The organism is Pseudomonas linyingensis, from assembly GCF_900109175.1.
GTDB classification, from domain to species: Bacteria; Pseudomonadota; Gammaproteobacteria; order Pseudomonadales; family Pseudomonadaceae; genus Geopseudomonas; species Geopseudomonas linyingensis.
Genome location: NZ_FNZE01000029.1, coordinates 1 through 19,415, shown reverse-complemented (window position 1 = coordinate 19,415; position 19,415 = coordinate 1). Strand labels below are relative to the sequence as shown.

Sequence of the window (19,415 nt, the reverse complement as noted above, 5' to 3'; positions counted from 1 at the left end):
AAAAGGGCGGCCGTGGCCACCCTTTTGTGTTGCGAGCTACTGCAGGGCTGTTTAGTGCAGGCCCTGGATATAGCTGGACACCGCTTCGATGTCCTTGTTGCTCAGCTTGGCGGCGATGGAGCGCATGATCATGCTGTCGCCGTCGTTGGTGCGGTTGCCTTCGCGGAAGTCGGTCAGCTGCTTGGCCACGTATTGGGCATGCTGGCCGCTCAGCTGCGGGAAACCGGCCAGGTCGTTGCCGGCGCCGGTCGGAGCGTGGCAGCCGGTGCAGGCAGGCATGCCGGCTTCCAGGTTGCCACCACGGAACAGCGCTTCGCCACGGGCGACCAGCTTGGGATCGGCCTGGCCGATGCTGCCCTTCTGGCTGGCGAAGTAGGCGGAGATGTCGGCCAGGTCCTGATCGCTCACGTTGTTCAGCAGGCCGGTCATCTCCACCACGGTACGCTTACCACCCTTGATGTCCTGCATCTGCTTCAGCAGGTAGCGCTCACCCTGGCCGGCCAGCTTCGGGAAGTTCGGCGCCACGCTGTTGCCATCGGGGCTGTGGCAGGCGCCGCAGACGGCTGCCTTGGTCTGTCCGGCGGTGGCATCACCAGCGGCGTTGGCCACACCGGTCACGCCCATGGTCAACAGCAGACTCACGAGTAGTTTGTTCATCAGCTAATCCAACTACGGCTAAGGGAGGAAGGGGGTGTCGAGGTTACTTGGCCGCGCTCATCCACTCGATGACGGCCTTGTAATCCTCGGCGGTGCAGTCCATGCACATGCCGCGCGGCGGCATGGCATTGAAACCGTTGGTAACGCTTGCAACCAGTGCGTCCATACCCTTGGCCAGGCGCGGCTCCCAGGCGGCCTTGTCGCCTTTGAGCGGTGCCATGGGGAGCGCACCATTGTGGCAGGCAGCACAAGCACGATTGAACACCGCTTCCGGATCCTGGGCCGCCTGCGCGGAGGCAGCAGCAGCGACGAGCGACACAACAAGCATCAGTTTCTTCATGGTCGACCTCATTTACATCAGGGGGAAACGGCCCGGCATTCTGCTGGCAGGGTCCGTCCGGCTGGACAACATCACTTGGGAATAAAGCGCACACAAAATCCGTGGCATTATATACAGGCGACGTCAAAACGGAAACGGAACAGCCATCCGTGACACTTGGTCGCAGCCCACTCCAGTACCAGCCTGCAACGCGTTTCCGGCGCAGGCGCACAACAGGCCCACGCCATGTCCGTCAAGAATCCCATCCTCGGTCTGTGTCAGCAGTCCGCCTTCATCAAGAGCGCCGCGCAGGTCGACCAATGTCCGCCGGACGTGGGTTACGAGGTGGCCTTCGCCGGGCGCTCCAACGCCGGCAAGTCCAGCGCGATGAACACCCTGACCCACGCCCGTCTGGCGCGTACCTCGAAGACCCCGGGGCGGACCCAGCTGCTCAACTTCTTCCGTCTCGACGACGAGCGCCGCCTGGTCGACCTGCCCGGCTACGGCTACGCCAAGGTACCGATCCCGCTCAAGCAACACTGGCAGCGCCACCTCGAGGCCTACCTGGGCAGCCGCCACAGCCTGGTCGGCGTGGTCCTGCTGATGGACATCCGCCATCCGCTGACCGAGTTCGACCGCCTGATGCTCGACTGGGCGCTGGCCAGCCGCCTGCCCATGCACATCCTGCTGACCAAGGCCGACAAGCTCACCTACGGCGCGGCGAAGAACGCCCTGCTCAAGGTGCAGAAGGACATCCGTCAGGGCTGGGGCGAGGTGGCCAGCGTGCAGCTGTTCTCGGCGCCCAAGCGCCTGGGTATCGAGGAGGCCCATGCGGTGCTGGCCGGCTGGATGGCCCTGCTGGGTGAAGACGAAGACGACGAGGCTGCCGACCACGGCGAGGCAGCACAGGGCTGAGGCTTCGCGCAGGCAAAAAAAACCCGGGCTTCCGTGGGGGGGATGGAAGTCCGGGTCTTAACACCGGATCACCAGGGCGGGGTAATCCGGAGTTCTGCCAACATCAGGTTCTGCAAGAACCATCCAACGAGGGGTCTGCCAACCACTCCCTATGTCCGACTGCCTGCCATGGCGAAAGTTCAGCCGTTGGTCGGGTGATGGGCAAGACCCCGCGCGGCTCGGAGCCTGTTCACGATCTCGCGAGCGAGAGCCAGGCAAGGCGAAATCGGTTGAGGAAGCGGAGTTTACTGGTCGTAAATGAGCATTCCGAAACCGATTTCAACGCAGCATGGCCGACGCGCAGCAGATCGTGAGCAGGCTCTCAGTGCGCCTCGTCCCAGTTGCTGCCCACCCCGGCCTCCACCAGCAGCGGCACGTCCAGCGCGGCGGCACCGCTCATCAGAGGCAGCAGGCCGGCCTTGAGCGCCTCGACCTGATCTTCGCGCACCTCCAGCACCAGTTCGTCGTGCACCTGGAGGATCATCCGTGCATCCAGTCCGGACGCCGGCAGCCAGGCGTCCACCGCGACCATGGCGCGCTTGATGATGTCCGCCGCGGTGCCCTGCATCGGCGCGTTGATCGCCGTGCGCTCGGCAGCCTTGCGCATGGCGCCGTTCTTCGCGTGGATCTCCGGCAGGTACAGGCGCCGACCGAACAGCGTCTCGACATAGCCCTGCGCCGCGGCCTGCTCGCGGGTGCGTTCCATGTAGGCCAGCACGCCGGGGTATCTGGCGAAGTAGCGGTCGATGTAGGCCTGCGCCTGCTTGCGCTCGACGCCCAGCTGCTTGGCCAGGCCGAAGGCGCTCATGCCGTAGATCAGGCCGAAGTTGATCGCCTTGGCGCTGCGCCGCTGCTCGGTGCTCACCTGCTCCAGCTCGACGCCGAACACCTCGGCGGCGGTGGCGCGGTGCACGTCGCGGTCATGGCGGAAGGCGTCCAGCAGGCCCTCGTCCTGGGCCAGGTGGGCCATGATGCGCAGCTCGATCTGCGAGTAGTCGGCCGCGACCAGCCGGTAGCCCGCCGGCGCTACGAAGGCCTGGCGGATACGCCGCCCTTCGGCCGTCCTGATCGGGATGTTCTGCAGGTTCGGGTCCGAGGAGGACAGCCGGCCGGTGGCGGTCACCGCCTGGTGGTAGCTGGTGTGGATGCGCCCGGTGCGCGGGTTGATCTGCTCCGGCAGGCGGTCGGTGTAGGTGCTCTTCAGCTTGCTGACGCTGCGGTAGTCCATCAGTACCTGGGGCAGCGCGTAGCCCTGCTCGGCCAGCTCGGCGAGCACGCTTTCCGCGGTGGAAGCCTGGCCCTTGGCGGTCTTGGAGAGGATCGGCAGGCCGAGCTTGTCGTAGAGGATGGCGCCGAGCTGCTTGGGCGAGGCGAGGTTGAACTCCTCGCCGGCCAGCTCGAAGGCCTCGCGCTGCAGCTGCTGCATCTTCTCGCCCAGCTCCAGGCTCTGCTGGCCGAGCAGTTTGGCGTCGACCAGCGCGCCGTGGCGCTCGATGCGTGCCAGTACCGGCACCAGCGGCATCTCGATCTCGGTCAGCACCCTGGCCAGCGCCGGCACGGCCTGCAGCTGCTGCCACAGGGTCTGGTGCAGGCGCAGGGTCACGTCGGCGTCCTCGGCGGCGTAGGGGCCGGCCTGCTCGAGGGCGATCTGGTCGAAGGTCAGCTGCTTGGCGCCCTTGCCGGCGATGTCCTCGAAGCGGATGGTGCCGTGGCCGAGGTACTTCAGCGCCAGACTGTCCATGTCGTGGCGGGTCGCCGTGGAGTCCAGCACGTAGGATTCCAACATGGTGTCGAAGGCCACGCCGCGCACCTCGATGCCGCAGCGGGCGAGGATGTTGATGTCGTACTTGGCGTGCTGGCCGACCTTGGCCTTGGCCGGGTCCTCCAGCAGCGGCTTGAGCGCGGCGAGCACCGTATCGCGATCGAGTTGCTCGGGCACGCCCATATAGCTGTGGGTCAGCGGCACGTAGGCCGCCTCATGGGCGCTGACGGCGAAGGACAGGCCGACCAGCTCGGCCTGCTGGGCGTCGAGACCGGTGGTCTCGGTGTCGAAGGCGAACAGCTCGGCGGCCTCGAGTTTCGCCAGCCAGGCGGTGAACTGCGCGGACTCCAGCACGGTCTCGTAGCGCTGCTCGGGGGCGGCGGGCGCTGGGGTTGCCGTCTCGGCGTCGCCCGCGTCAGTCGCTGCGCTGCCGGCCGCAGGAGCGCCTGCCGCCGGAGCGCCGGCCGCCTTGGCCTCGCGCAGCAGGTCGTCCAGCCAGCTCTTGAACTCCAGCTCGCGGTACAGCGGGATCAGCGCCTCGCGGTCCGCCGGCATTGGGTGCAGCTGGTCGAGGCCGATGTCCAGCGCCACGTCGGTCTTGATGGTGGCCAGCTGGTAGGACAGGTAGGCCATCTCGCGGTGTTCCTCGAGCTTGGCCGGCAGCGACTTGGCGCCGCGGATCGGCAGCGCTGGCACCTGCTCGAGGTTGGCGTAGATCACGTCGAGGCCTCCGCCCAGGCCCTGCAGCAAGCCCAGCGCGGTCTTCTCGCCGACCCCGGGCACGCCGGGGATGTTGTCGACCTTGTCGCCCATCAGCGCCAGGTAGTCGATGATCAGCTCCGGGCCGATGCCGAACTTCGCCGTCACCCCCTCGCTATCCATGTAGGTCGGCGGGTTGGTCATGGTGTTGACCAGGATGATGTGGCCGTTGACCAGTTGGGCCATGTCCTTGTCGCCGGTGGAGATCACCACCGGGCGCTCGGCCGCCGCGCTCGAGCGCGCCAGGGTGCCGATCACGTCGTCGGCCTCCACCCCCTCGATGCACAGCAGCGGCAGGCCGAGGGCCTTGACGCAGGCGTGCAGCGGCTCGATCTGCACGCGCAGGTCGTCCGGCATCGGCGGGCGGTGCGACTTGTAGTGCTCGAACAGCTCGTCGCGAAAGGTCGGCCCCTTGGCATCGAACACCACCGCGAAGGGGCTGTCCGGGTACTGGCGGCGCAGCGACAGCAGCATGTTCAGCACGCCCTTCACCGCACCGGTGGGCAGGCCGCGCGAGGTGTGCAGCGGCGGCAGGGCGTGGAAGGCGCGGTACAGGTAGGAGGAACCGTCCACCAGGACGAGAGGGGCTAGACTCATGGGAAATCAACTCTTGGGCGATGCGACCGGGGTAAGATAACCGGACAATTCTCAGCAAAGGGACAAGGTTACCACCATGCGCGCACTCAACCGTCTGCTGCTCGTTGGCCTGCTGGCCGCCGTACCGCTCGCCGCCATCGCCCAGGACGAGGCGCCCAGCGCCGAGCCGGACGTGACCATCCGCCAGGAAGGCGACAAGACTATCCAGGAATACCGCATCAATGGTTTCCTCTACGCCATCAAGGTCACCCCAAAACTCGGCAAGCCGTACTTCCTGGTGCGCGCCGACGGCGACAGCAACTTCATCCGCTCGGACAACCCGGACATGCTGATTCCGCAGTGGGAAATCTTCCGCTGGTAAGTCGCTTCACCTAGCTGCAGGAGACGCCATGTCCGTTTTTACCCCGCTGGAGCGCCACGAACTGGAAGCCTTCCTCGCCCCCTACGGGCTCGGCCGCCTGCTGGAGTTCCAGGGCATCGCCGCCGGCACGGAGAACAGCAACTTCTTCGTCAGTCTGGAGCACGGTGAATACGTACTGACCCTGATCGAGCGTGGCCCGCGGGAGGACCTGGGCTTCTTCATCGCCCTGCTCGACGTGCTGCACAGCGCCGGCCTGCCGGTGCCCTACGCGGTGCGCACCCGGGACGGCGAGGCGCTGCGCGAGCTGGCCGGGCTGCCGGCGCTGCTGCAGCCGCGCCTGCCCGGCAGCCATGTGGCGCTGCCCAACCCGCACCACTGCCACGAGGTCGGCGAACTGCTGGCGCGCCTGCACCTTGCGACCCGCGCCGAGATGATCGAACGACCGAGCGACCGCGGACTCGACTGGATGCTCGCCGAAGGCCCGCTGCAGGCCCTGCGTCTCGATGGCCAGGCCCGCCAGCTGCTCAAGGGCGCGCTGGAGGAAATCGTCCAGCTGCGCCCGCGCCTCGAGCACCTGCCGCAGGCCAACCTGCACGGCGACCTGTTCCACGACAATGTGCTGTTCGACGGCAATTTCCTCAGCGGCGTGATCGACTTCTACAACGCCTGCTCCGGGCCGATGCTCTACGACCTGGCGATCGCCGCCAACGACTGGTGCGTGGAGCCGTGCGGCGAGTTCGACCACCACCGCCTCAACGCCCTGCTCGCCGGATACGCGGCCCTGCGCCCGTTCAGCGCCGCCGAGGCCGAGTTGTGGCCGGCCATGCTGCGCATCGCCTGCGTGCGCTTCTGGCTGTCGCGGCTGATTGCCGCCGAGGCCTTCGCCGGCCAGGACGTGCTGATCAAGAACCCCGAGGAATTCCGCCGCCTGCTGCAGGCGCGCCAGACGGTGGAGCCGGGGCAGGGCTTGCCGTTCGCCCTGTGACGGCGGCCGCCAGCCCCGTCAGCCGAGATACTTCGCCTTCAGCTGCAGCAGCAGCGCATGCAGCTGCTGATGGCGGCCTTCGCCCATGATCTTTTCTTCGTGCTCCGCAAAGGCGCGCTGCAGCGCCGCCATGCGGGTGTCGTCGAACAGGCGCTCGGCCATCGGGAACAGCACGTCGTTCTCCTTGGCGATGTGCGTGCGCAGGAGTGCGGCGAAGGCCGTGGCGGCGGCGGCGAAGTCGGCGGCCTGCAGGCTGGGCGTGCAGGCCTGCGCCATGGCCTGGACCAGGGCGCGGCCCTGGACGTGCTCGGCGTGCAGCTCGTCGATGAAACCGCCGTGCTCGGCGAGGCCGGCGTGGCTCATGGCCGGAAACAGCAGGCCTTCCTCCTTGCCATGGTGGCACTGGTCGACGAACTCGCGCAGGAAACCGAGGAAGGCGGTGAGGTCGGCGGTGGCGGTCTCGCCGCGCGCGGCCTGTTCGGCCATGCGCTCGAGGATCTGCAGGGCGGCGAGAATCGCATCGTGCTCGTGCCGGAGATCGGCAATGGCCTGGCTCATGGGGAGTCCTCTGCGGCAAGGGGCCTGCAAGGCAGTCTAGGAGGCCGCGAGGGCTTGTCCAGCATCTCGGCCGATGACCGGCACGGCCGGCGGCGACTGCTCCTTCTACACTGTCAGCCTCTCCTGCGGCGTCCCGCCGCTTTGCGGAGGTTGCCATGAAAGTCGAACCCTATCTGTTCTTCAACGGCTGCTGCGAGGAGGCGTTGAACTTCTACGTCCGCGCGCTGGGCGCCGAGATCACCTTGCTGATGCGTTGCAAGGAGTCACCCGAGCCGATGGAACTGCCGCCGGGCTCGGAAGAGAAGGTGATGCACGCCAACCTGCGCGTCGGCGACAGCAGCCTGATGATGTCCGACGGCATGTGTGCCGAGCTGAAGCCGTTCAGCAGCTTTTCCCTGGCGATTAGCGCGCCGACCACGGAGCAGGCCGAGGCCTGGTTCGCCGCCCTGGGCGAGGGCGGCAAGGTCGACATGCCGCTGCAGAAAACCTTCTGGGCCAAGTCCTTCGGCATGCTCACCGACCGCTTCGGGGTGAGCTGGATGGTCAGCTGCGAGTAGCGCCGCCATGCGCCCCGAGTCCCTGGCTGGCGGTGACCGCGAGTTCTTCATCAGCCGCCATTTTGCTGCGCCGCGCGAGCGGGTGTTTCTCGCCTGGGTCGAGCCGGTGCAGCTGGCGCAGTGGTGGGGGCCGCACGGCTTCAGCAATCCAGTGTGCGAGCTGGACGTGCGCCCGGGCGGCGCCTACCGCATCGTCATGCGCGGTCCCGACGGCGTCGACTACCCGGTCAAGGGGGTCTACCACGAGGTGGTGGTGCCGGAGCTGCTGGTGATGACCGACGACTGCAGCGAGCACCCGGAGGAATGGCATGCACAGCTGGACCCGGCATGGCAGGCGGACGACGAGGGGGTGACGCTGGATTCGCTGTCGCGGGTGACCTTCGCCGCGCAGGAAGAGCGCACCCTGCTGGCCATCCGCACGCTGTTCGCCACCGCGGCGATTCTCGATGCGATGCTGAAGATGGGCATGGCGGAGGGCTGGGCGCAGAGTCTGGAGCGCCTGGAGCGGCACCTCGCGCAGGCTTGAGCTGGAGGTCGGCAGGCGGTGAGCCTGCCGACCTCCGGCGGGGCTGTCCTCAGAGCAGCGCCTTGAGGTCGCCGAGGCGGCGCTTGACGGTGGTGCTCAGCTTGGTGAACTCGCCGTGCAGCAGCTCGTTGGCCTCGTCCTGCTTGCCGGCCTTGCTCAGGGTCACCACGCTGGAGGCGGTGTAGTGGAACATCTTGTGGGTGGCCTTGAGGTCCTGGAAGGTCATGTACTTGCCCAGATGTGCCTCGCCGTCGCTGTAGAGCCACTTGCCCAGGTCGCAGTGATCGTCGCAGCAGACCACCTCCGGGCGCAGGTCCTCTTCCGACTTGCCGGCCAGGTAGGTTTCCAGGCGCAGCTTCCAGTTCTCATGGGCCATCACGGCGACGTCGATATTCAGCGTATCAGCCGCCTTGATCAGCGCGGCCTGCGCCTCCTGCCTGGCCTTCTCGGTGTCCTTGGAGTGGCTGTCCATCTTGAAGAAGTCGAAGAAGCTCATGGGGTTGTCCTTGTCCTGGGCGCGTCGCTCCCCGGGTCGGGGGCGGCGGGCGTTTCCTGGGCTGGCGGCGCGCGGGGCGCTGCCGAGGTGGTGGGGGGTGCGTCTGGCCATCATCCTGACACTGCAGGGTGGCGACAGGCATTGACCGGGATCAGCCCGGTTCCGGGAATGCTTGGCACAAGTGGACTACCGCCGGGAGGCGGGGAGGACCGGGCGCCGCGTCGGCAGCGCCGGTGAGGGTTACATCTGCGACTGCAGGTAGTTGGCCAGGCCGATGCGGTCGATCAGCCCCAGCTGGATCTCCAGCCAGTAGGCATGGTCTTCCTCGGTGTCGTGCAATTGCTGCTCGAGGATGCCACGGGTGACGTAGTCCTGGTGCTGTTCGCACAGGGCGATGCCCTTGGCCAGCGCCGCGCGCACCTCGTACTCCAGCGTCAGATCGGTCTTCAGCATCTCCGGCACGCTCTTGCCGACCCGCACGGCGTCGGGAGTCATGTCCGGCACGCCGCCGAGGAACAGGATGCGCTGCATCAGGGCGTTGGCGTGGTCGGTTTCCTCGACCATCTCGTGGTTGAGACGCTCGTAGAGCTTGGTGAAGCCCCAGTCGTGGTACATGCGCGAGTGGGCGAAGTACTGGTCGCGGGCAGCCAGCTCGCCCTTGAGCAGGCTCTTCAGGTAATCGATGACGGCGGTCTGTCCTTTCATGACGGGGCATCCTGGTGCGCGGAGGAAAGGGCCCTAGGTTTCCCGCGCCGGGGCGCGGGATCTACAGACTATAGCTCGCGCTGCCGCGTCTGCACGGCGAGGGTGGAGAAGCGCCGTGCCGCCCGTCAGGACGCGGCGCCGCGCTCCTCCTCGGCGGCCACCTGTGCCTGGCCGACCGCGCGCCCCAGCGCGGCGTGGCGCGGCAGCAGCCACAGGCACCAGCCGAGCAGCAGCACGCCGGCGCCGACGAGGGTGGCGGGGGCGCCGAGGCGGGCGGCTAGCAGGCCGGCGCACAGGCCGCCGAGGGCTTCGAAGCCGAAGCGGCAGGCGATGTAGAAGGACACCACGCGGCCGCGCAGGGCGTCCGGCGCCAGTCCCTGGATGAGGATGTTGGTGCCGACGTTGGCGCAGGTCAGGCCGAAGCCCAGTGCGGCCATGGCGGCCAGCGCCAGGGGCAGCCGCGTGCTGGCGGCGAACAGCAGCAGGGCGCAGGCCGAGAGCGCGCTGGCGGCGAGGATCAGCTGCACCTGGCCGGCGGTCGAGCGGCGGCTGGCGAGAAACAGCGAGGCGAGCAGCGCGCCGCCGCCGGCGGCGCCCCACAGCCAGCCGAGGGTGGCGGCGTCGCCGACGAACACGTCCTTGGCGAACACCGGCAGCAGCACCGCGTAGCAGGAGGCGGCGAAGTTGACCACCATCACGCCGAGCATCAGCTGGCGCACCGTGGCCTGGCCCAGCACGTAGTCCAGGCCCTGGCGGAACACCGCGCCCATCGAGCCGCGCACCGGCGGTGGCGCGTCGATGCGCATGCGCAGCAGGCCGATCAGCAGGGCGAGGAAGGACAGTGCGTTGAGGGCGAAGCAGAACGCCTCGCCGGTCAGGCCGAGCAGCAGACCGGCCAGCGGCGGGCCGACGAAGCGCGAGCTGTTGACCAGCATGGCGTTGAGCGCCAGGGCGTTGGGCAGGTCGGCGCGGTCGCCGATGAAGCTGCTCATCAAGGACTGGCGCAGCGGCGTGTCGAAGGCGCCGAGCACGCCGAGCAGGGTGGCCATCGCCACCAGTAGCGTCGGGGTGACCCACTCCAGGGCGGTCAGCGCGGCGAGGGCCGCGGCCTGCACGGCAAGCAGGGCCTGGGTCGCCAGCAGCAGGCGGCGCTTGTCGCGGCGGTCGATCCAGGCGCCGATCAGCGGACCGATCAGCAGCTGCGGGGCCAGGGCGACGAAGCTGGTCAGGCCGAGCAGGGCGGCCGAACCGGTCAGCCGGTAGACCAGCCAGGCCAGGGCCACCTGCTGGATCCAGTTGCCGAGGATCGACACCAGATGGCCGGCGAAGTACAGGCGATAATTGCGGTGGCGCAGGGCGCGCACGGCATGGGGCCAGCGCGCTGCGCCGGGGGCAGGAGTGGTGCTCACGAGGAGAATCCGCAGCCGGAGAAGACGGCGGCAGAGCTTACTGCCGGCGGGGTCGCCTGTCGCTGTTTTCGCCCTCGCCATGCCATGTGCCCGCAGGCGCCGCCGAGCGCCGCGGCGCGCGTGTGCCGATTGCGATCCGCCGGACACTCGTTCAATACTCCGCGCAACGCCCACGCCAGGGCCGGACAATAACGCAGAGAAAGTCCCATGAACGAGCTCGAATCGCCCCCCTCCCCACCCGCCCTGTCGCCGCCGCTGCCGCTCTCGCCGGCGCGGCGCATCGAGGAGCTGAGTGGCGATCCGACCTTCATGACCTCGCTGGCGCGCGGGCTGGCGGTGATCGACGCCTTCCACGAGCGCAAGCGCCAGCTGACCATCGCGCAGATCAGCCACCGCACCGAGATTCCGCGCGCCGCGGTGCGCCGTTGCCTGCACACCCTGGTCAGACTCGGCTACGTGGGCAGCGACGACGGGCGCACCTACACGCTGCTGCCCAAGGTGCTCACCCTCGGTCACGCCTACCTGTCGTCGACGCCGCTGGCGGTCAGCGCGCAGCCGTTCCTCGACCGCCTCAGCGAGCAACTGCGCGAGGCCTGCAGCCTGGCCACCCTGGAGGGCGACGAGGTGCTCTACCTGGCGTGCACGGCGACCGCGCAGCGCTTCCTGTCGGTGGAGATCCGCGTCGGCACCCGCCTGCCGGCCTACTGCACCTCGCTGGGCCAAGTGCTGCTCGCCGCCCTGGACGAGGCATGCCTGGACGAATACCTGGCCGGCGCCATGCTGGCGGCGCGCACCAGCCGCACCCTGTGCGAACCGCAGGCGCTGCGCGAGCGCCTGGACCAGGTGCGCGCGCAGGGCTGGTGCCTCATCGACCAGGAGCTGGAAGCCGGGCTGCGCTCGATCGCCGTGCCGGTGCACGACGGCGAGGGCCGCGTGCTGGCGGCGATGAGCGTCAGCGGGCATGCCGCGCGGGTCAGTCGCGCCGAGCTGGAGGGCCGCTACCTGCCCGCCCTGCAGGCGGCCAGCCGCGAACTGAGCGTGCAGCTGCTGCGCTGAAGGCGCCGCCGCGAAAGTGGGCGATTACCGCCCGCAGCCCTGTTCGGGGCACGGCGCTATCCCTTAGTGTGCGCGCGGTCTTTCCGGTCGTCGCCGAATTGAAACTGCCGATTGCCTGCTCAGCTGCGTGAAAGCGCTCTGGAATGCGGCTTACGGCCATTTTGCGATGGGCGGCTGGCACTTTGCGACCTTCGGCCCGGTTGCTGGTGGCGCGGCGTTGTGAATCAATGCAAGAAAACAGGGTGGCGCCCCGTATGCCGAGCCACCGTATAGTGCCCATAAAAAATACAAGAGCACCGTGAACCATGGACTGTCGTCTGCTGAACGAAAAGAGTCTGGTTTTCGCCCATGCCGATCCCCATGCGGTCTCGGACTACGTCAACCAGCATGTCGGTTCCCACCGCATCCTGTTGCCCCGCAACGGGCATCCGGAGGCGAGCCTGAGTCATCGCACCTTCGGCAGTCTGGATCTGTGCCAGATCAGCTACGGCAGCCGTGTGCAGGTCACCTCGCCGGCGCTGGAAACCCTCTACCACCTGCAGATCCTCCTGCGCGGTCACTGCCTGTGGCGCGGTCGCGGCGAGGAGCACCACTTCACCCCCGGTGAGCTGCTGCTGATCAACCCCGACGACCCGGTCGACCTGACCTACTCGGACGACTGCGAGAAGTTCATCGTCAAGCTGCCGGCCACCTTTCTCGACAAGGCCTGCAGCGAGAACCAGTGGCGCCATCCCGGCGAGGGCGTGCGCTTCGCGCCGCGCCACCGCCTCGAGGAGCTGGACGGCTTCGTCAACCTGATCAGCCTGGTCTGCCAGGAGGCGGAGGCCGAGCAGACGATTCCCCAGGTGCAGGAGCACTTCGCCAAGATCATCGCCAGCAAGCTGCTCGGCCTGCCGGGCAGCAACGTCAGCCGCGAGCCGCTGACTGCCGGCTGCCCGTCGTTCGAGCGCCTGGTCGAGTTCATCGACAACAACCTCAAGCAGGACATCAGCCTCGAGCAACTGGCCGAGCTGGCGCACATGAGTGCGCGCTCGCTGTATGCGCTGTTCGACAAGCACGCCGGCACCACGCCCAAGCACTACATCCGCCAGCGCAAGCTGGAGACCATCCATGCCCGCCTGAGCGACCCGCGGGCTTCGGTACGCAACGTCACCGAAGTCGCCCTGGACTACGGCTTCCTGCACCTCGGGCGCTTCTCCGAGTGCTACAAGAGCACCTTCGGCGAGCTGCCCTCGGACACCCTGCGCCGCCGCAACTGAGCCCGTCCCCCGCGGCGGGGCCTGCCCGCCGCGCCGCTGTCGCCTTCCTCTGCCCCCTCCGCCCGTCTCCTCGCCATGCGCTGCCGCGCGGGCCTGGCCGTTTTTGTCCCGGCTTGCCGCGCTGTGCAGAAAGCGGATAGCGATCGTGCAGAAAGCGGATATTGCCCGCCCGGTCGCGGGCTTAGTCTGAACTCCACAGCACAAAAACAACAACGGAGAGCACAGCCATGTCCGTGGGTCCTGATTATCTCAATTCCCTGCTCGAAGAAGACCAGGAAAAGGGTATCTACCGCTGCAAGCGGGAGATGTTCACCGACGCCGAGTTGTTCGAGCTGGAGATGAAGCACATCTTCGAGGGCAACTGGATCTATCTGGCCCACGAGAGCCAGATCGCCGAGAAGAACGACTACTACACCGTCACCATGGGTCGTCAACCGGTGTTCATCGCCCGCAACCGTGCCGGTGAACTGAACGCCTTCATCAACTCCTGCAGCCACCGTGGCGCCACCCTGTGCCGCTTCAAGCACGGCAACAAGGCGACCTACACCTGCCCGTTCCACGGCTGGACCTTCGACACCAACGGCAAGCTGCTCAAGGTCAAGGATCCGCTCGAAGCCGGCTACCCGGACAGTTTCAACTGCGACGGCTCCCACGACCTGACCAAGATCGCCCGCTTCGAGTCCTACCGCGGCTTCCTGTTCGGCAGCCTGAATGCCGACGTGGTCCCGCTTGTCGAGCACCTCGGCGAGTCGGCGAAGATCATCGACATGATCGTCGACCAGTCCCCCGAGGGTCTGGAAGTGGTCCGTGGCTCCTCCACCTACGTGTTCGAGGGCAACTGGAAGCTGCAGGCCGAGAACGGCGCCGACGGCTACCACGTCACCGCCACCCACTGGAACTACGCAGCCACCCAGGGCAACCGCAAGGACAAGGATGCCGGCGACGACATCCGCGCCATGAGCGCCGGCGGCTGGGCCAAGAAGGGCGGCGGTTTCTACTCCTTCGAGAACGGCCACCTGCTGCTGTGGACCCGCTGGGACAACCCGGAAGACCGTCCGCTGTACGAGCGTCGCGACCAGCTGGTCGAGGAAGTCGGCGCTCCCCGTGCCGACTGGATGATCCAGAACTCGCGCAACCTGTGCCTGTACCCGAACCTGTACCTGATGGACCAGTTCAGCTCGCAGCTGCGCATTGCCCGGCCGATCTCCGTCGACAAGACCGAAGTCACCATCTACTGCATCGCGCCCAAGGGCGAGAGCGCCGAGGCGCGTGCCCACCGCATCCGCCAGTACGAAGACTTCTTCAACGTCAGCGGCATGGCCACCCCGGACGACCTCGAGGAATTCCGTGCCTGCCAGGAAGGCTTCCAGGCTCGCGCCCTGCCGTGGAACGACATGTCCCGCGGTGCCAAGCACTGGATCGACGGTGCCGACGAGGCCGCCAAGGAAATCCAGCTGCAGCCGCTGATGAGCGGTGCGCGCGCCGAAGACGAAGGTCTGTTCGTCCTCCAGCACCGCCACTGGCTGGCCAGCATGAAGAAGGCCGTCGAACAAGAACAACAGAACCTGATCCACGTGGAGGCCGGGCAATGAGCATCTCCTACGAAGCCGTACGCGATTTTCTCTACCAGGAAGCGCGCTTCCTCGATGACAAGGACTGGGACAGCTGGCTCGAGCTGTATGCCGAGGACGTCAGCTTCTGGGTGCCGGCCTGGGACGACAACGACGAGCTGACCGAGGATCCGCAGAAGGAAATCTCGCTGATCTGGTACGGCCGCCGCGCCGGCCTCGAGGACCGCATCTTCCGCATCCGCACCGAGCGTTCCAGTGCGAGCATTCCGGACACCCGCACCTCGCACAACATCAACAACATCGAGATCGTCGAGCAGGGCGAAGGCTTCTGCAAGGTGCGCTTCAACTGGCACACCCTGAGCTTCCGCTACAAGGTCGTGGACCAGTACTACGGCACCAGCTTCTACACCCTGGATACCCGCGGCGCCAACCCGCTGGTCAAGGCGAAGAAGGTGGTCCTGAAGAACGACTACGTGCGTCACGTGATGGATATCTACCACATCTAATGAGAGGCGAGCGGGCCGCACCAGGCGGCCCGCATCGCTCCACAACCTGCGTGCGCGCAAGGCTGCGGCCTGCGCGGAATACCGCCCCAAGCGAGGTGCAGCATGTCGCACAAAATCGCACTGAATTTCGAAGACGGGGTCACCCGCTTCATCGACGCCAAAGCCAGCGAAACCGTGGCCGACGCCGCCTATCGCCAGGGCATCAATATTCCGCTGGACTGCCGGGTCGGCGCCTGCGGCGCCTGCAAGTGCCAGGTCGAGTCCGGCAACTATGAACTCGGCGAGGACTTCATCGAGGACGCCCTGAGTGCCGACGAGGCCGCCCAGGGCCTGGCGCTGACCTGCCAGATGCGCGCGCAAAGCGACTGCGTGGTGCGCGTTCCGGTCGCCTCCAGCGCCTGCCGCATCAAGCAGGGCAGCTTCCGGGCCGCCATTCGCGAGGTCAAACCGCTTTCCGACAGCACCATCCGCCTGGCCATCGAGGGCGACGAGCTGGGCAAGCTGGCCTTCCTGCCCGGCCAGTACGTCAACCTGCAGGTGCCGGGCAGCGAGCTGAGCCGCGCCTACTCGTTCAGCTCGATGCCCGAGGACGGCCAGGTGTCGTTCCTGATCCGTAACGTGCCGGGCGGCCTGATGAGCGGCTACCTCACCCAGCTGGCCAAGGTCGGCGACGTGATGACCATGACCGGTCCGCTGGGCAGCTTCTACCTGCGCGAAGTGCGTCGGCCGCTGCTGATGCTGGCCGGCGGCACCGGCCTGGCGCCCTTCCTGGCGATGCTCGACAAGCTCGTCGCCAGCGGCAGCGAGCAGCCGGTGCACCTGATCTACGGCGTCACCAACGACTTCGACCTGGTGGAGATGGACAAGCTGGCGGAATTCGCCCAGCGCCTGCCCAACTTCACCTGGAGCGCCTGCGTGGCCAACCCGGACAGCCAGTATCCCAACAAGGGCTACGTGACCCAGCACATCGCGCCGGGCCAGCTGAACGACGGCGACGTCGACATCTACCTGTGCGGTCCGCCGCCGATGGTCGAGGCGGTCAACCAGGATCTGCGCCAGCGCGGAATCCAGCCGGCGAACTTCTACTACGAGAAGTTCGCGGCCAGTGCCTGACAGTCCCTTGGGCCCGCGGTCCGGCTGAAGCCGCGCGGGCTATTTTTTTCACGGATGCCTCGCCATGCACACACAACAAGTACAACAACGCTTTGAACAAAAGGTGGCGGTGATCACCGGCGCCGCCCAGGGCATCGGCCGGCGCGTCGCCGAGCGGATGGCCGCCGAGGGCGGCCGCCTGGTGCTGGTCGACCGCTCCGAGCTGGTCCATGAACTGGCCGACGAGCTGGCCGGCATCGCCGAGGTGCTGACCCTCACCGCCGACCTCGAACAGGCCGGCGATTGCCAGCGGGTGATGGCCGCCGCCGTCGAGCGCTTCGGGCGCCTCGACATCCTGGTCAACAACGTCGGCGGCACCATCTGGGCCAAGCCGTTCGAGCACTACGCGGAAAACGAGATCGAGGCCGAGGTGCGTCGCTCGCTGTTCCCCACCCTGTGGTGCTGCCACGCGGCGCTGCCGCAGATGCTCGCGCAGGGCAGCGGCGCCATCGTCAACGTCTCCTCCATCGCCACCCGCGGCGTCAACCGCGCTCCCTACGGCGCGGCCAAGGGCGGCGTCAACGCGCTGACCGCCTGCCTGGCCCTGGAAACCGCCGAGCGCGGCATCCGCGTCAACGCCACCGCGCCGGGTGGCACCGAGGCGCCGCCGCGCCGCATCCCGCGCAACAGCGCCGAACAGACGCCGCAGGAGAAGGCCTGGTACCAGCAGATCGTCGACCAGACCATCGACAGCAGCCTGATGAAGCGCTACGGCACCATCGACGAACAGGCCGCGGCGATCCTGTTCCTCGCCTCCGACGAGGCCTCCTACATCACCGGCGTCACCCTGCCGGTCGGCGGTGGCGACCTCGGCTGAATTACCCGTTGATATCCCGCCCGCTGCATCCCCGTGCAGCGGGTGCTTTCCGTGCTGCAAATAACAACAAGAGAAAAGCCATGAAAAAGATCGACGTGCACGACATCATCGACAACGCGCCCTTCACCCGCTTCCACTGGATGGTCATGTGCCTGTGCGCGCTGCTGCTGATCTTCGACGGCTACGACCTGTTCATCTACGGCGTGGTCCTGCCGGTGCTGATGAAGGAGTGGGGCCTGAGTCCGCTGGAGGCCGGTGCACTGGGCAGCTACGCGCTGTTCGGCATGATGTTCGGCGCCCTCGGCTTCGGCACCCTGGCCGACAAGATCGGTCGTAAGAAGGGCATCGCCATCTGCTTCGTGCTATTCAGCGGTTCGACGGTGCTCAACGGCTTCGCCAGCGGCCCGACCGAGTTCGGCATCCTGCGCTTCGTCGCCGGCCTCGGCTGCGGCGGGCTGATGCCCAACGCGGTGGCGCTGATGAACGAGTACGCGCCCAAGCGCCTGCGCAGCACCCTGGTGGCCATCATGTTCAGCGGCTACGCGGTGGGCGGCATGCTCTCCGCCGGCGTCGGCATGTACATGCTGCCGCGCTTCGGCTGGGAGGCGATGTTCTTCGCCGCCGCTGTGCCGTTGCTGCTGCTGCCGCTGATCATGTTCTACCTGCCCGAATCGATCGGCTTCCTGGTCCGCCAGGGGCGCAGCGAACAGGCCCGCGCGCTGCTCAAGCGCGTCGACCCGAGCCGCGAACTGCACGCCGCCGACGGCATGGAAATGGCCGACGTCAAGGGCAAGGCCGCCTCGGTGCTCGAACTGTTCCGCGACGGTCGTGCGGTGCGCACCCTGTCGATCTGGACGGCGTTCTTCTGCTGCCTGCTGATGGTCTACGCGCTCAGCTCCTGGCTGCCCAAGCTGATGGCCAACGCCGGCTACAGCCTGGGCTCCAGCCTGTCGTTCCTGATCGCCCTCAACCTCGGCTCGGTGTTCGGCGCCATCGGCGGCGGCATGCTGGGCGACCGCATGAACCTGCCGCGGGTGCTGGTGGTGTTCTTCGTCGTCGCCTCGGTGTCGATCAGCCTGCTCGGCTTCAAGAGCCCGACGCCGGTGCTCTACCTGTTGATCGCTGTCGCCGGTGCCACCACCATCGGTACGCAGATCCTCCTCTACGCCTGCGCCGCGCAGTTCTACGGCCTGTCGATCCGCTCTACCGGCCTGGGCTGGGCCTCCGGCATCGGCCGCAACGGCGCCATCGTCGGCCCGCTGCTCGGTGGCGCGCTGCTCGGCATCAACCTGCCGCTGCAACTCAACTTCATGGCCTTCGCCATCCCCGGCGCCATCGCCGCCATCGCCATGCTGGTGTTTTCCCTGAGCGGCCGCGAGAACGCGCCCGCGCGCCTGGTCGATCCTGCCGCCTGATCCAGGCTGCCGGGTGGCGCGGCTTGCGCTGCCCGGCAGCTTGCCTGGCATGCCGACGATATAACGCGCAACTTGGGTTATATGTTGTGAAATTCTTTCCGGGTAACTTGGCAGTTGTCCGGGAAGAATTTCTGCTGCCTGTTGTTCGTGGCTTCCGGTTCTGCTTGTTTGTTTTCCAAGGTCTGGCAAGTGTGCGATTAGCGCACAGATAAGTCTGGGCGATGTTGTGTTCTGCGGGAAAAGATACAAGATAGGTCGGGAGCTTTGGCGCAATATCCTTCAGGTGGCGCCAGCAGTAACTGCCTGCGAGCCTGCGAATTATCTGTGGTGGCAATGGATTGATTAACGTCTTTTCGGTGTAGCGCCGAAGGGGCATTGCTTGGCCTGTCGTCCTGTGGCGGCGGTGTTGTTCAAATAATAAAAAGAGTGAGCACATGAAGAATAAAGCGAATCTTCCCTTCCTGATGATGGCCTCCAGCGGTGTGGCCCTGGCGCTGCCGGTAGTCGCCCTGGCCGCCGAGGGCGGCTTCATCGAGGACTCCACCGCCACCCTGACGGCGCGCAACTACTACTTCAGCCGCGACTTCCGCGACGTTCCCGCGACGGCCCAGTCCAAGCAGGAAGAGTGGGCCCAGGGCTTCATCCTCAACTTCAAGTCCGGCTACACCCCGGGCCCGGTCGGCTTCGGCGTCGACGCCATCGGCCTGCTCGGCATCAAGCTGGACAGCAGCGCGGATCGCGCCGGTACCGGCCTGCTGCCGGGGGCATTCGGTGACGAGGCGCCCGACGACTACAGCCGTGCCGGGGCGGCGCTCAAGGTCAGGGTCTCCAAGACCGAGCTGAAGATCGGCGAGCTGCAGCCCAACCTGCCGGTGCTGACCTTCTCCGACATCCGCCTGCTGCCGCCGACCTACAGTGGCGCCAGCATCGTCTCCCAGGAAATCGCCGGGCTGACCCTGCAGGGCGGCCAGATGCGCGCCACCAGCCTGCGCAA

At 67.0% G+C, this 19,415-nt stretch carries 20 protein-coding genes; 13 read left to right on the top strand and 7 right to left on the bottom strand.

Annotated features, from left to right (window positions below):
• Nucleotides 1-51 precede the first annotated feature (51 nt).
• Complete coding sequence (locus tag BMZ19_RS21585; protein ID WP_090313758.1) at nt 52-657, bottom strand: c-type cytochrome; 606 nt, start codon at nt 655-657, stop codon at nt 52-54.
• A gap of 43 nt (nt 658-700) precedes the next feature.
• Nucleotides 701-997 carry a c-type cytochrome gene (locus tag BMZ19_RS21580; RefSeq protein ID WP_090313757.1) on the bottom strand — a complete coding sequence of 99 codons (297 nt, stop codon included), beginning with the start codon at nt 995-997 and terminating at the stop codon, nt 701-703.
• A 225-nt stretch (nt 998-1,222) separates the two neighbouring features.
• Between BMZ19_RS21580 and yihA the strand changes: the two genes are divergently transcribed.
• Complete coding sequence (yihA, locus tag BMZ19_RS21575) at nt 1,223-1,891, top strand: ribosome biogenesis GTP-binding protein YihA/YsxC (protein WP_090313756.1); 669 nt, start codon at nt 1,223-1,225, stop codon at nt 1,889-1,891.
• 361 nt (nt 1,892-2,252) lie between these two features.
• Here the strand turns inward: yihA and polA are convergent, their stop codons facing one another.
• Nucleotides 2,253-5,048, bottom strand: coding sequence for a DNA polymerase I (polA, locus tag BMZ19_RS21570; protein WP_090313754.1), 2,796 nt, complete (start codon nt 5,046-5,048; stop codon nt 2,253-2,255).
• Between the two features lie 76 nt (nt 5,049-5,124).
• On the opposite strand from polA, the gene BMZ19_RS21565 reads away from it, so the two are divergent.
• Together BMZ19_RS21565 and BMZ19_RS21560 are read left to right on the top strand one after the other, a co-directional pair.
• Nucleotides 5,125-5,409: a DUF2782 domain-containing protein gene (locus tag BMZ19_RS21565; protein ID WP_090313752.1), complete on the top strand. Its 285-nt coding sequence runs from the start codon at nt 5,125-5,127 to the stop codon at nt 5,407-5,409.
• Between the two features lie 28 nt (nt 5,410-5,437).
• Nucleotides 5,438-6,394, top strand: coding sequence for a homoserine kinase (locus BMZ19_RS21560; protein ID WP_090313751.1), 957 nt, complete (start codon nt 5,438-5,440; stop codon nt 6,392-6,394).
• Nucleotides 6,395-6,412: 18 nt separating this feature from the next.
• On the opposite strand, the gene BMZ19_RS21555 is transcribed toward BMZ19_RS21560, so the two are convergent.
• The gene (locus tag BMZ19_RS21555) at nt 6,413-6,952 is read right to left on the bottom strand and encodes a hemerythrin domain-containing protein (RefSeq protein ID WP_090313750.1); all 540 of its coding nucleotides are present in this window, start codon (nt 6,950-6,952) and stop codon (nt 6,413-6,415) included.
• Between the two features lie 155 nt (nt 6,953-7,107).
• Here BMZ19_RS21555 and BMZ19_RS21550 point away from each other — a divergent pair, with 155 nt between their 5' ends.
• The gene (locus tag BMZ19_RS21550; RefSeq protein ID WP_090313749.1) at nt 7,108-7,509 is read left to right on the top strand and encodes a VOC family protein; all 402 of its coding nucleotides are present in this window, start codon (nt 7,108-7,110) and stop codon (nt 7,507-7,509) included.
• Nucleotides 7,510-7,516: 7 nt separating this feature from the next.
• Entirely contained in the window at nt 7,517-8,035 is a 519-nt protein-coding gene (locus BMZ19_RS21545) for an SRPBCC domain-containing protein (protein WP_090313748.1), read from the top strand.
• Between the two features lie 49 nt (nt 8,036-8,084).
• Here BMZ19_RS21545 and BMZ19_RS21540 read toward each other — a convergent pair whose 3' ends face one another.
• The 3 genes from BMZ19_RS21540 to BMZ19_RS21530 all read right to left on the bottom strand — a co-directional run bounded on the left by BMZ19_RS21540 (nt 8,085) and on the right by BMZ19_RS21530 (nt 10,645).
• The gene (locus BMZ19_RS21540; protein WP_170847829.1) at nt 8,085-8,531 is read right to left on the bottom strand and encodes a CZB domain-containing protein; all 447 of its coding nucleotides are present in this window, start codon (nt 8,529-8,531) and stop codon (nt 8,085-8,087) included.
• Nucleotides 8,532-8,771: 240 nt separating this feature from the next.
• The gene (bfr, locus tag BMZ19_RS21535; protein ID WP_090313746.1) at nt 8,772-9,236 is read right to left on the bottom strand and encodes a bacterioferritin; all 465 of its coding nucleotides are present in this window, start codon (nt 9,234-9,236) and stop codon (nt 8,772-8,774) included.
• Nucleotides 9,237-9,361: 125 nt separating this feature from the next.
• Nucleotides 9,362-10,645: an MFS transporter gene (locus BMZ19_RS21530; protein ID WP_244517296.1), complete on the bottom strand. Its 1,284-nt coding sequence runs from the start codon at nt 10,643-10,645 to the stop codon at nt 9,362-9,364.
• A 207-nt stretch (nt 10,646-10,852) separates the two neighbouring features.
• Here BMZ19_RS21530 and BMZ19_RS21525 point away from each other — a divergent pair, with 207 nt between their 5' ends.
• The 8 genes from BMZ19_RS21525 to BMZ19_RS21490 all read left to right on the top strand — a co-directional run.
• Nucleotides 10,853-11,701 carry an IclR family transcriptional regulator domain-containing protein gene (locus tag BMZ19_RS21525; protein WP_090313742.1) on the top strand — a complete coding sequence of 283 codons (849 nt, stop codon included), beginning with the start codon at nt 10,853-10,855 and terminating at the stop codon, nt 11,699-11,701.
• A gap of 305 nt (nt 11,702-12,006) precedes the next feature.
• Nucleotides 12,007-12,960: an AraC family transcriptional regulator gene (locus tag BMZ19_RS21520; protein WP_090313739.1), complete on the top strand. Its 954-nt coding sequence runs from the start codon at nt 12,007-12,009 to the stop codon at nt 12,958-12,960.
• Nucleotides 12,961-13,187: 227 nt separating this feature from the next.
• Nucleotides 13,188-14,552, top strand: a complete 1,365-nt coding sequence (benA, locus tag BMZ19_RS21515; RefSeq protein ID WP_090313737.1) for a benzoate 1,2-dioxygenase large subunit — start codon at nt 13,188-13,190, stop codon at nt 14,550-14,552.
• Nucleotides 14,549-15,037 carry a benzoate 1,2-dioxygenase small subunit gene (gene benB, locus BMZ19_RS21510; RefSeq protein WP_090313735.1) on the top strand — a complete coding sequence of 163 codons (489 nt, stop codon included), beginning with the start codon at nt 14,549-14,551 and terminating at the stop codon, nt 15,035-15,037. Before benA ends, benB begins: the two co-directional genes overlap by 4 nt.
• Before the next feature lie 102 nt (nt 15,038-15,139).
• Entirely contained in the window at nt 15,140-16,150 is a 1,011-nt protein-coding gene (benC, locus tag BMZ19_RS21505; protein WP_090313733.1) for a benzoate 1,2-dioxygenase electron transfer component BenC, read from the top strand.
• Nucleotides 16,151-16,214: 64 nt separating this feature from the next.
• Entirely contained in the window at nt 16,215-17,006 is a 792-nt protein-coding gene (locus BMZ19_RS21500) for a 1,6-dihydroxycyclohexa-2,4-diene-1-carboxylate dehydrogenase (protein ID WP_090313731.1), read from the top strand.
• Between the two features lie 80 nt (nt 17,007-17,086).
• Nucleotides 17,087-18,421, top strand: coding sequence for an MFS transporter (locus BMZ19_RS21495; protein ID WP_090313729.1), 1,335 nt, complete (start codon nt 17,087-17,089; stop codon nt 18,419-18,421).
• Between the two features lie 464 nt (nt 18,422-18,885).
• Nucleotides 18,886-19,415: OprD family outer membrane porin (locus BMZ19_RS21490; protein ID WP_244517298.1), on the top strand; the 530-nt coding region annotated here is incomplete at its 3' end.

What these genes read in the sequence shown, in the direction of transcription:
- BMZ19_RS21585 (WP_090313758.1), bottom strand. Translation starts at nt 657, where the DNA reads ATGAACAAACTACTCGTGAGTCTGCTGTTGACCATGGGCGTGACCGGT.
- BMZ19_RS21580 (WP_090313757.1), bottom strand. Translation starts at nt 997, where the DNA reads ATGAAGAAACTGATGCTTGTTGTGTCGCTCGTCGCTGCTGCTGCCTCC.
- yihA (WP_090313756.1), top strand. Translation starts at nt 1,223, where the DNA reads ATGTCCGTCAAGAATCCCATCCTCGGTCTGTGTCAGCAGTCCGCCTTC.
- polA (WP_090313754.1), bottom strand. Translation starts at nt 5,048, where the DNA reads ATGAGTCTAGCCCCTCTCGTCCTGGTGGACGGTTCCTCCTACCTGTAC.
- BMZ19_RS21565 (WP_090313752.1), top strand. Translation starts at nt 5,125, where the DNA reads ATGCGCGCACTCAACCGTCTGCTGCTCGTTGGCCTGCTGGCCGCCGTA.
- BMZ19_RS21560 (WP_090313751.1), top strand. Translation starts at nt 5,438, where the DNA reads ATGTCCGTTTTTACCCCGCTGGAGCGCCACGAACTGGAAGCCTTCCTC.
- BMZ19_RS21555 (WP_090313750.1), bottom strand. Translation starts at nt 6,952, where the DNA reads ATGAGCCAGGCCATTGCCGATCTCCGGCACGAGCACGATGCGATTCTC.
- BMZ19_RS21550 (WP_090313749.1), top strand. Translation starts at nt 7,108, where the DNA reads ATGAAAGTCGAACCCTATCTGTTCTTCAACGGCTGCTGCGAGGAGGCG.
- BMZ19_RS21545 (WP_090313748.1), top strand. Translation starts at nt 7,517, where the DNA reads ATGCGCCCCGAGTCCCTGGCTGGCGGTGACCGCGAGTTCTTCATCAGC.
- BMZ19_RS21540 (WP_170847829.1), bottom strand. Translation starts at nt 8,531, where the DNA reads ATGAGCTTCTTCGACTTCTTCAAGATGGACAGCCACTCCAAGGACACC.
- bfr (WP_090313746.1), bottom strand. Translation starts at nt 9,236, where the DNA reads ATGAAAGGACAGACCGCCGTCATCGATTACCTGAAGAGCCTGCTCAAG.
- BMZ19_RS21525 (WP_090313742.1), top strand. Translation starts at nt 10,853, where the DNA reads ATGAACGAGCTCGAATCGCCCCCCTCCCCACCCGCCCTGTCGCCGCCG.
- BMZ19_RS21520 (WP_090313739.1), top strand. Translation starts at nt 12,007, where the DNA reads ATGGACTGTCGTCTGCTGAACGAAAAGAGTCTGGTTTTCGCCCATGCC.
- benA (WP_090313737.1), top strand. Translation starts at nt 13,188, where the DNA reads ATGTCCGTGGGTCCTGATTATCTCAATTCCCTGCTCGAAGAAGACCAG.
- benB (WP_090313735.1), top strand. Translation starts at nt 14,549, where the DNA reads ATGAGCATCTCCTACGAAGCCGTACGCGATTTTCTCTACCAGGAAGCG.
- benC (WP_090313733.1), top strand. Translation starts at nt 15,140, where the DNA reads ATGTCGCACAAAATCGCACTGAATTTCGAAGACGGGGTCACCCGCTTC.
- BMZ19_RS21500 (WP_090313731.1), top strand. Translation starts at nt 16,215, where the DNA reads ATGCACACACAACAAGTACAACAACGCTTTGAACAAAAGGTGGCGGTG.
- BMZ19_RS21495 (WP_090313729.1), top strand. Translation starts at nt 17,087, where the DNA reads ATGAAAAAGATCGACGTGCACGACATCATCGACAACGCGCCCTTCACC.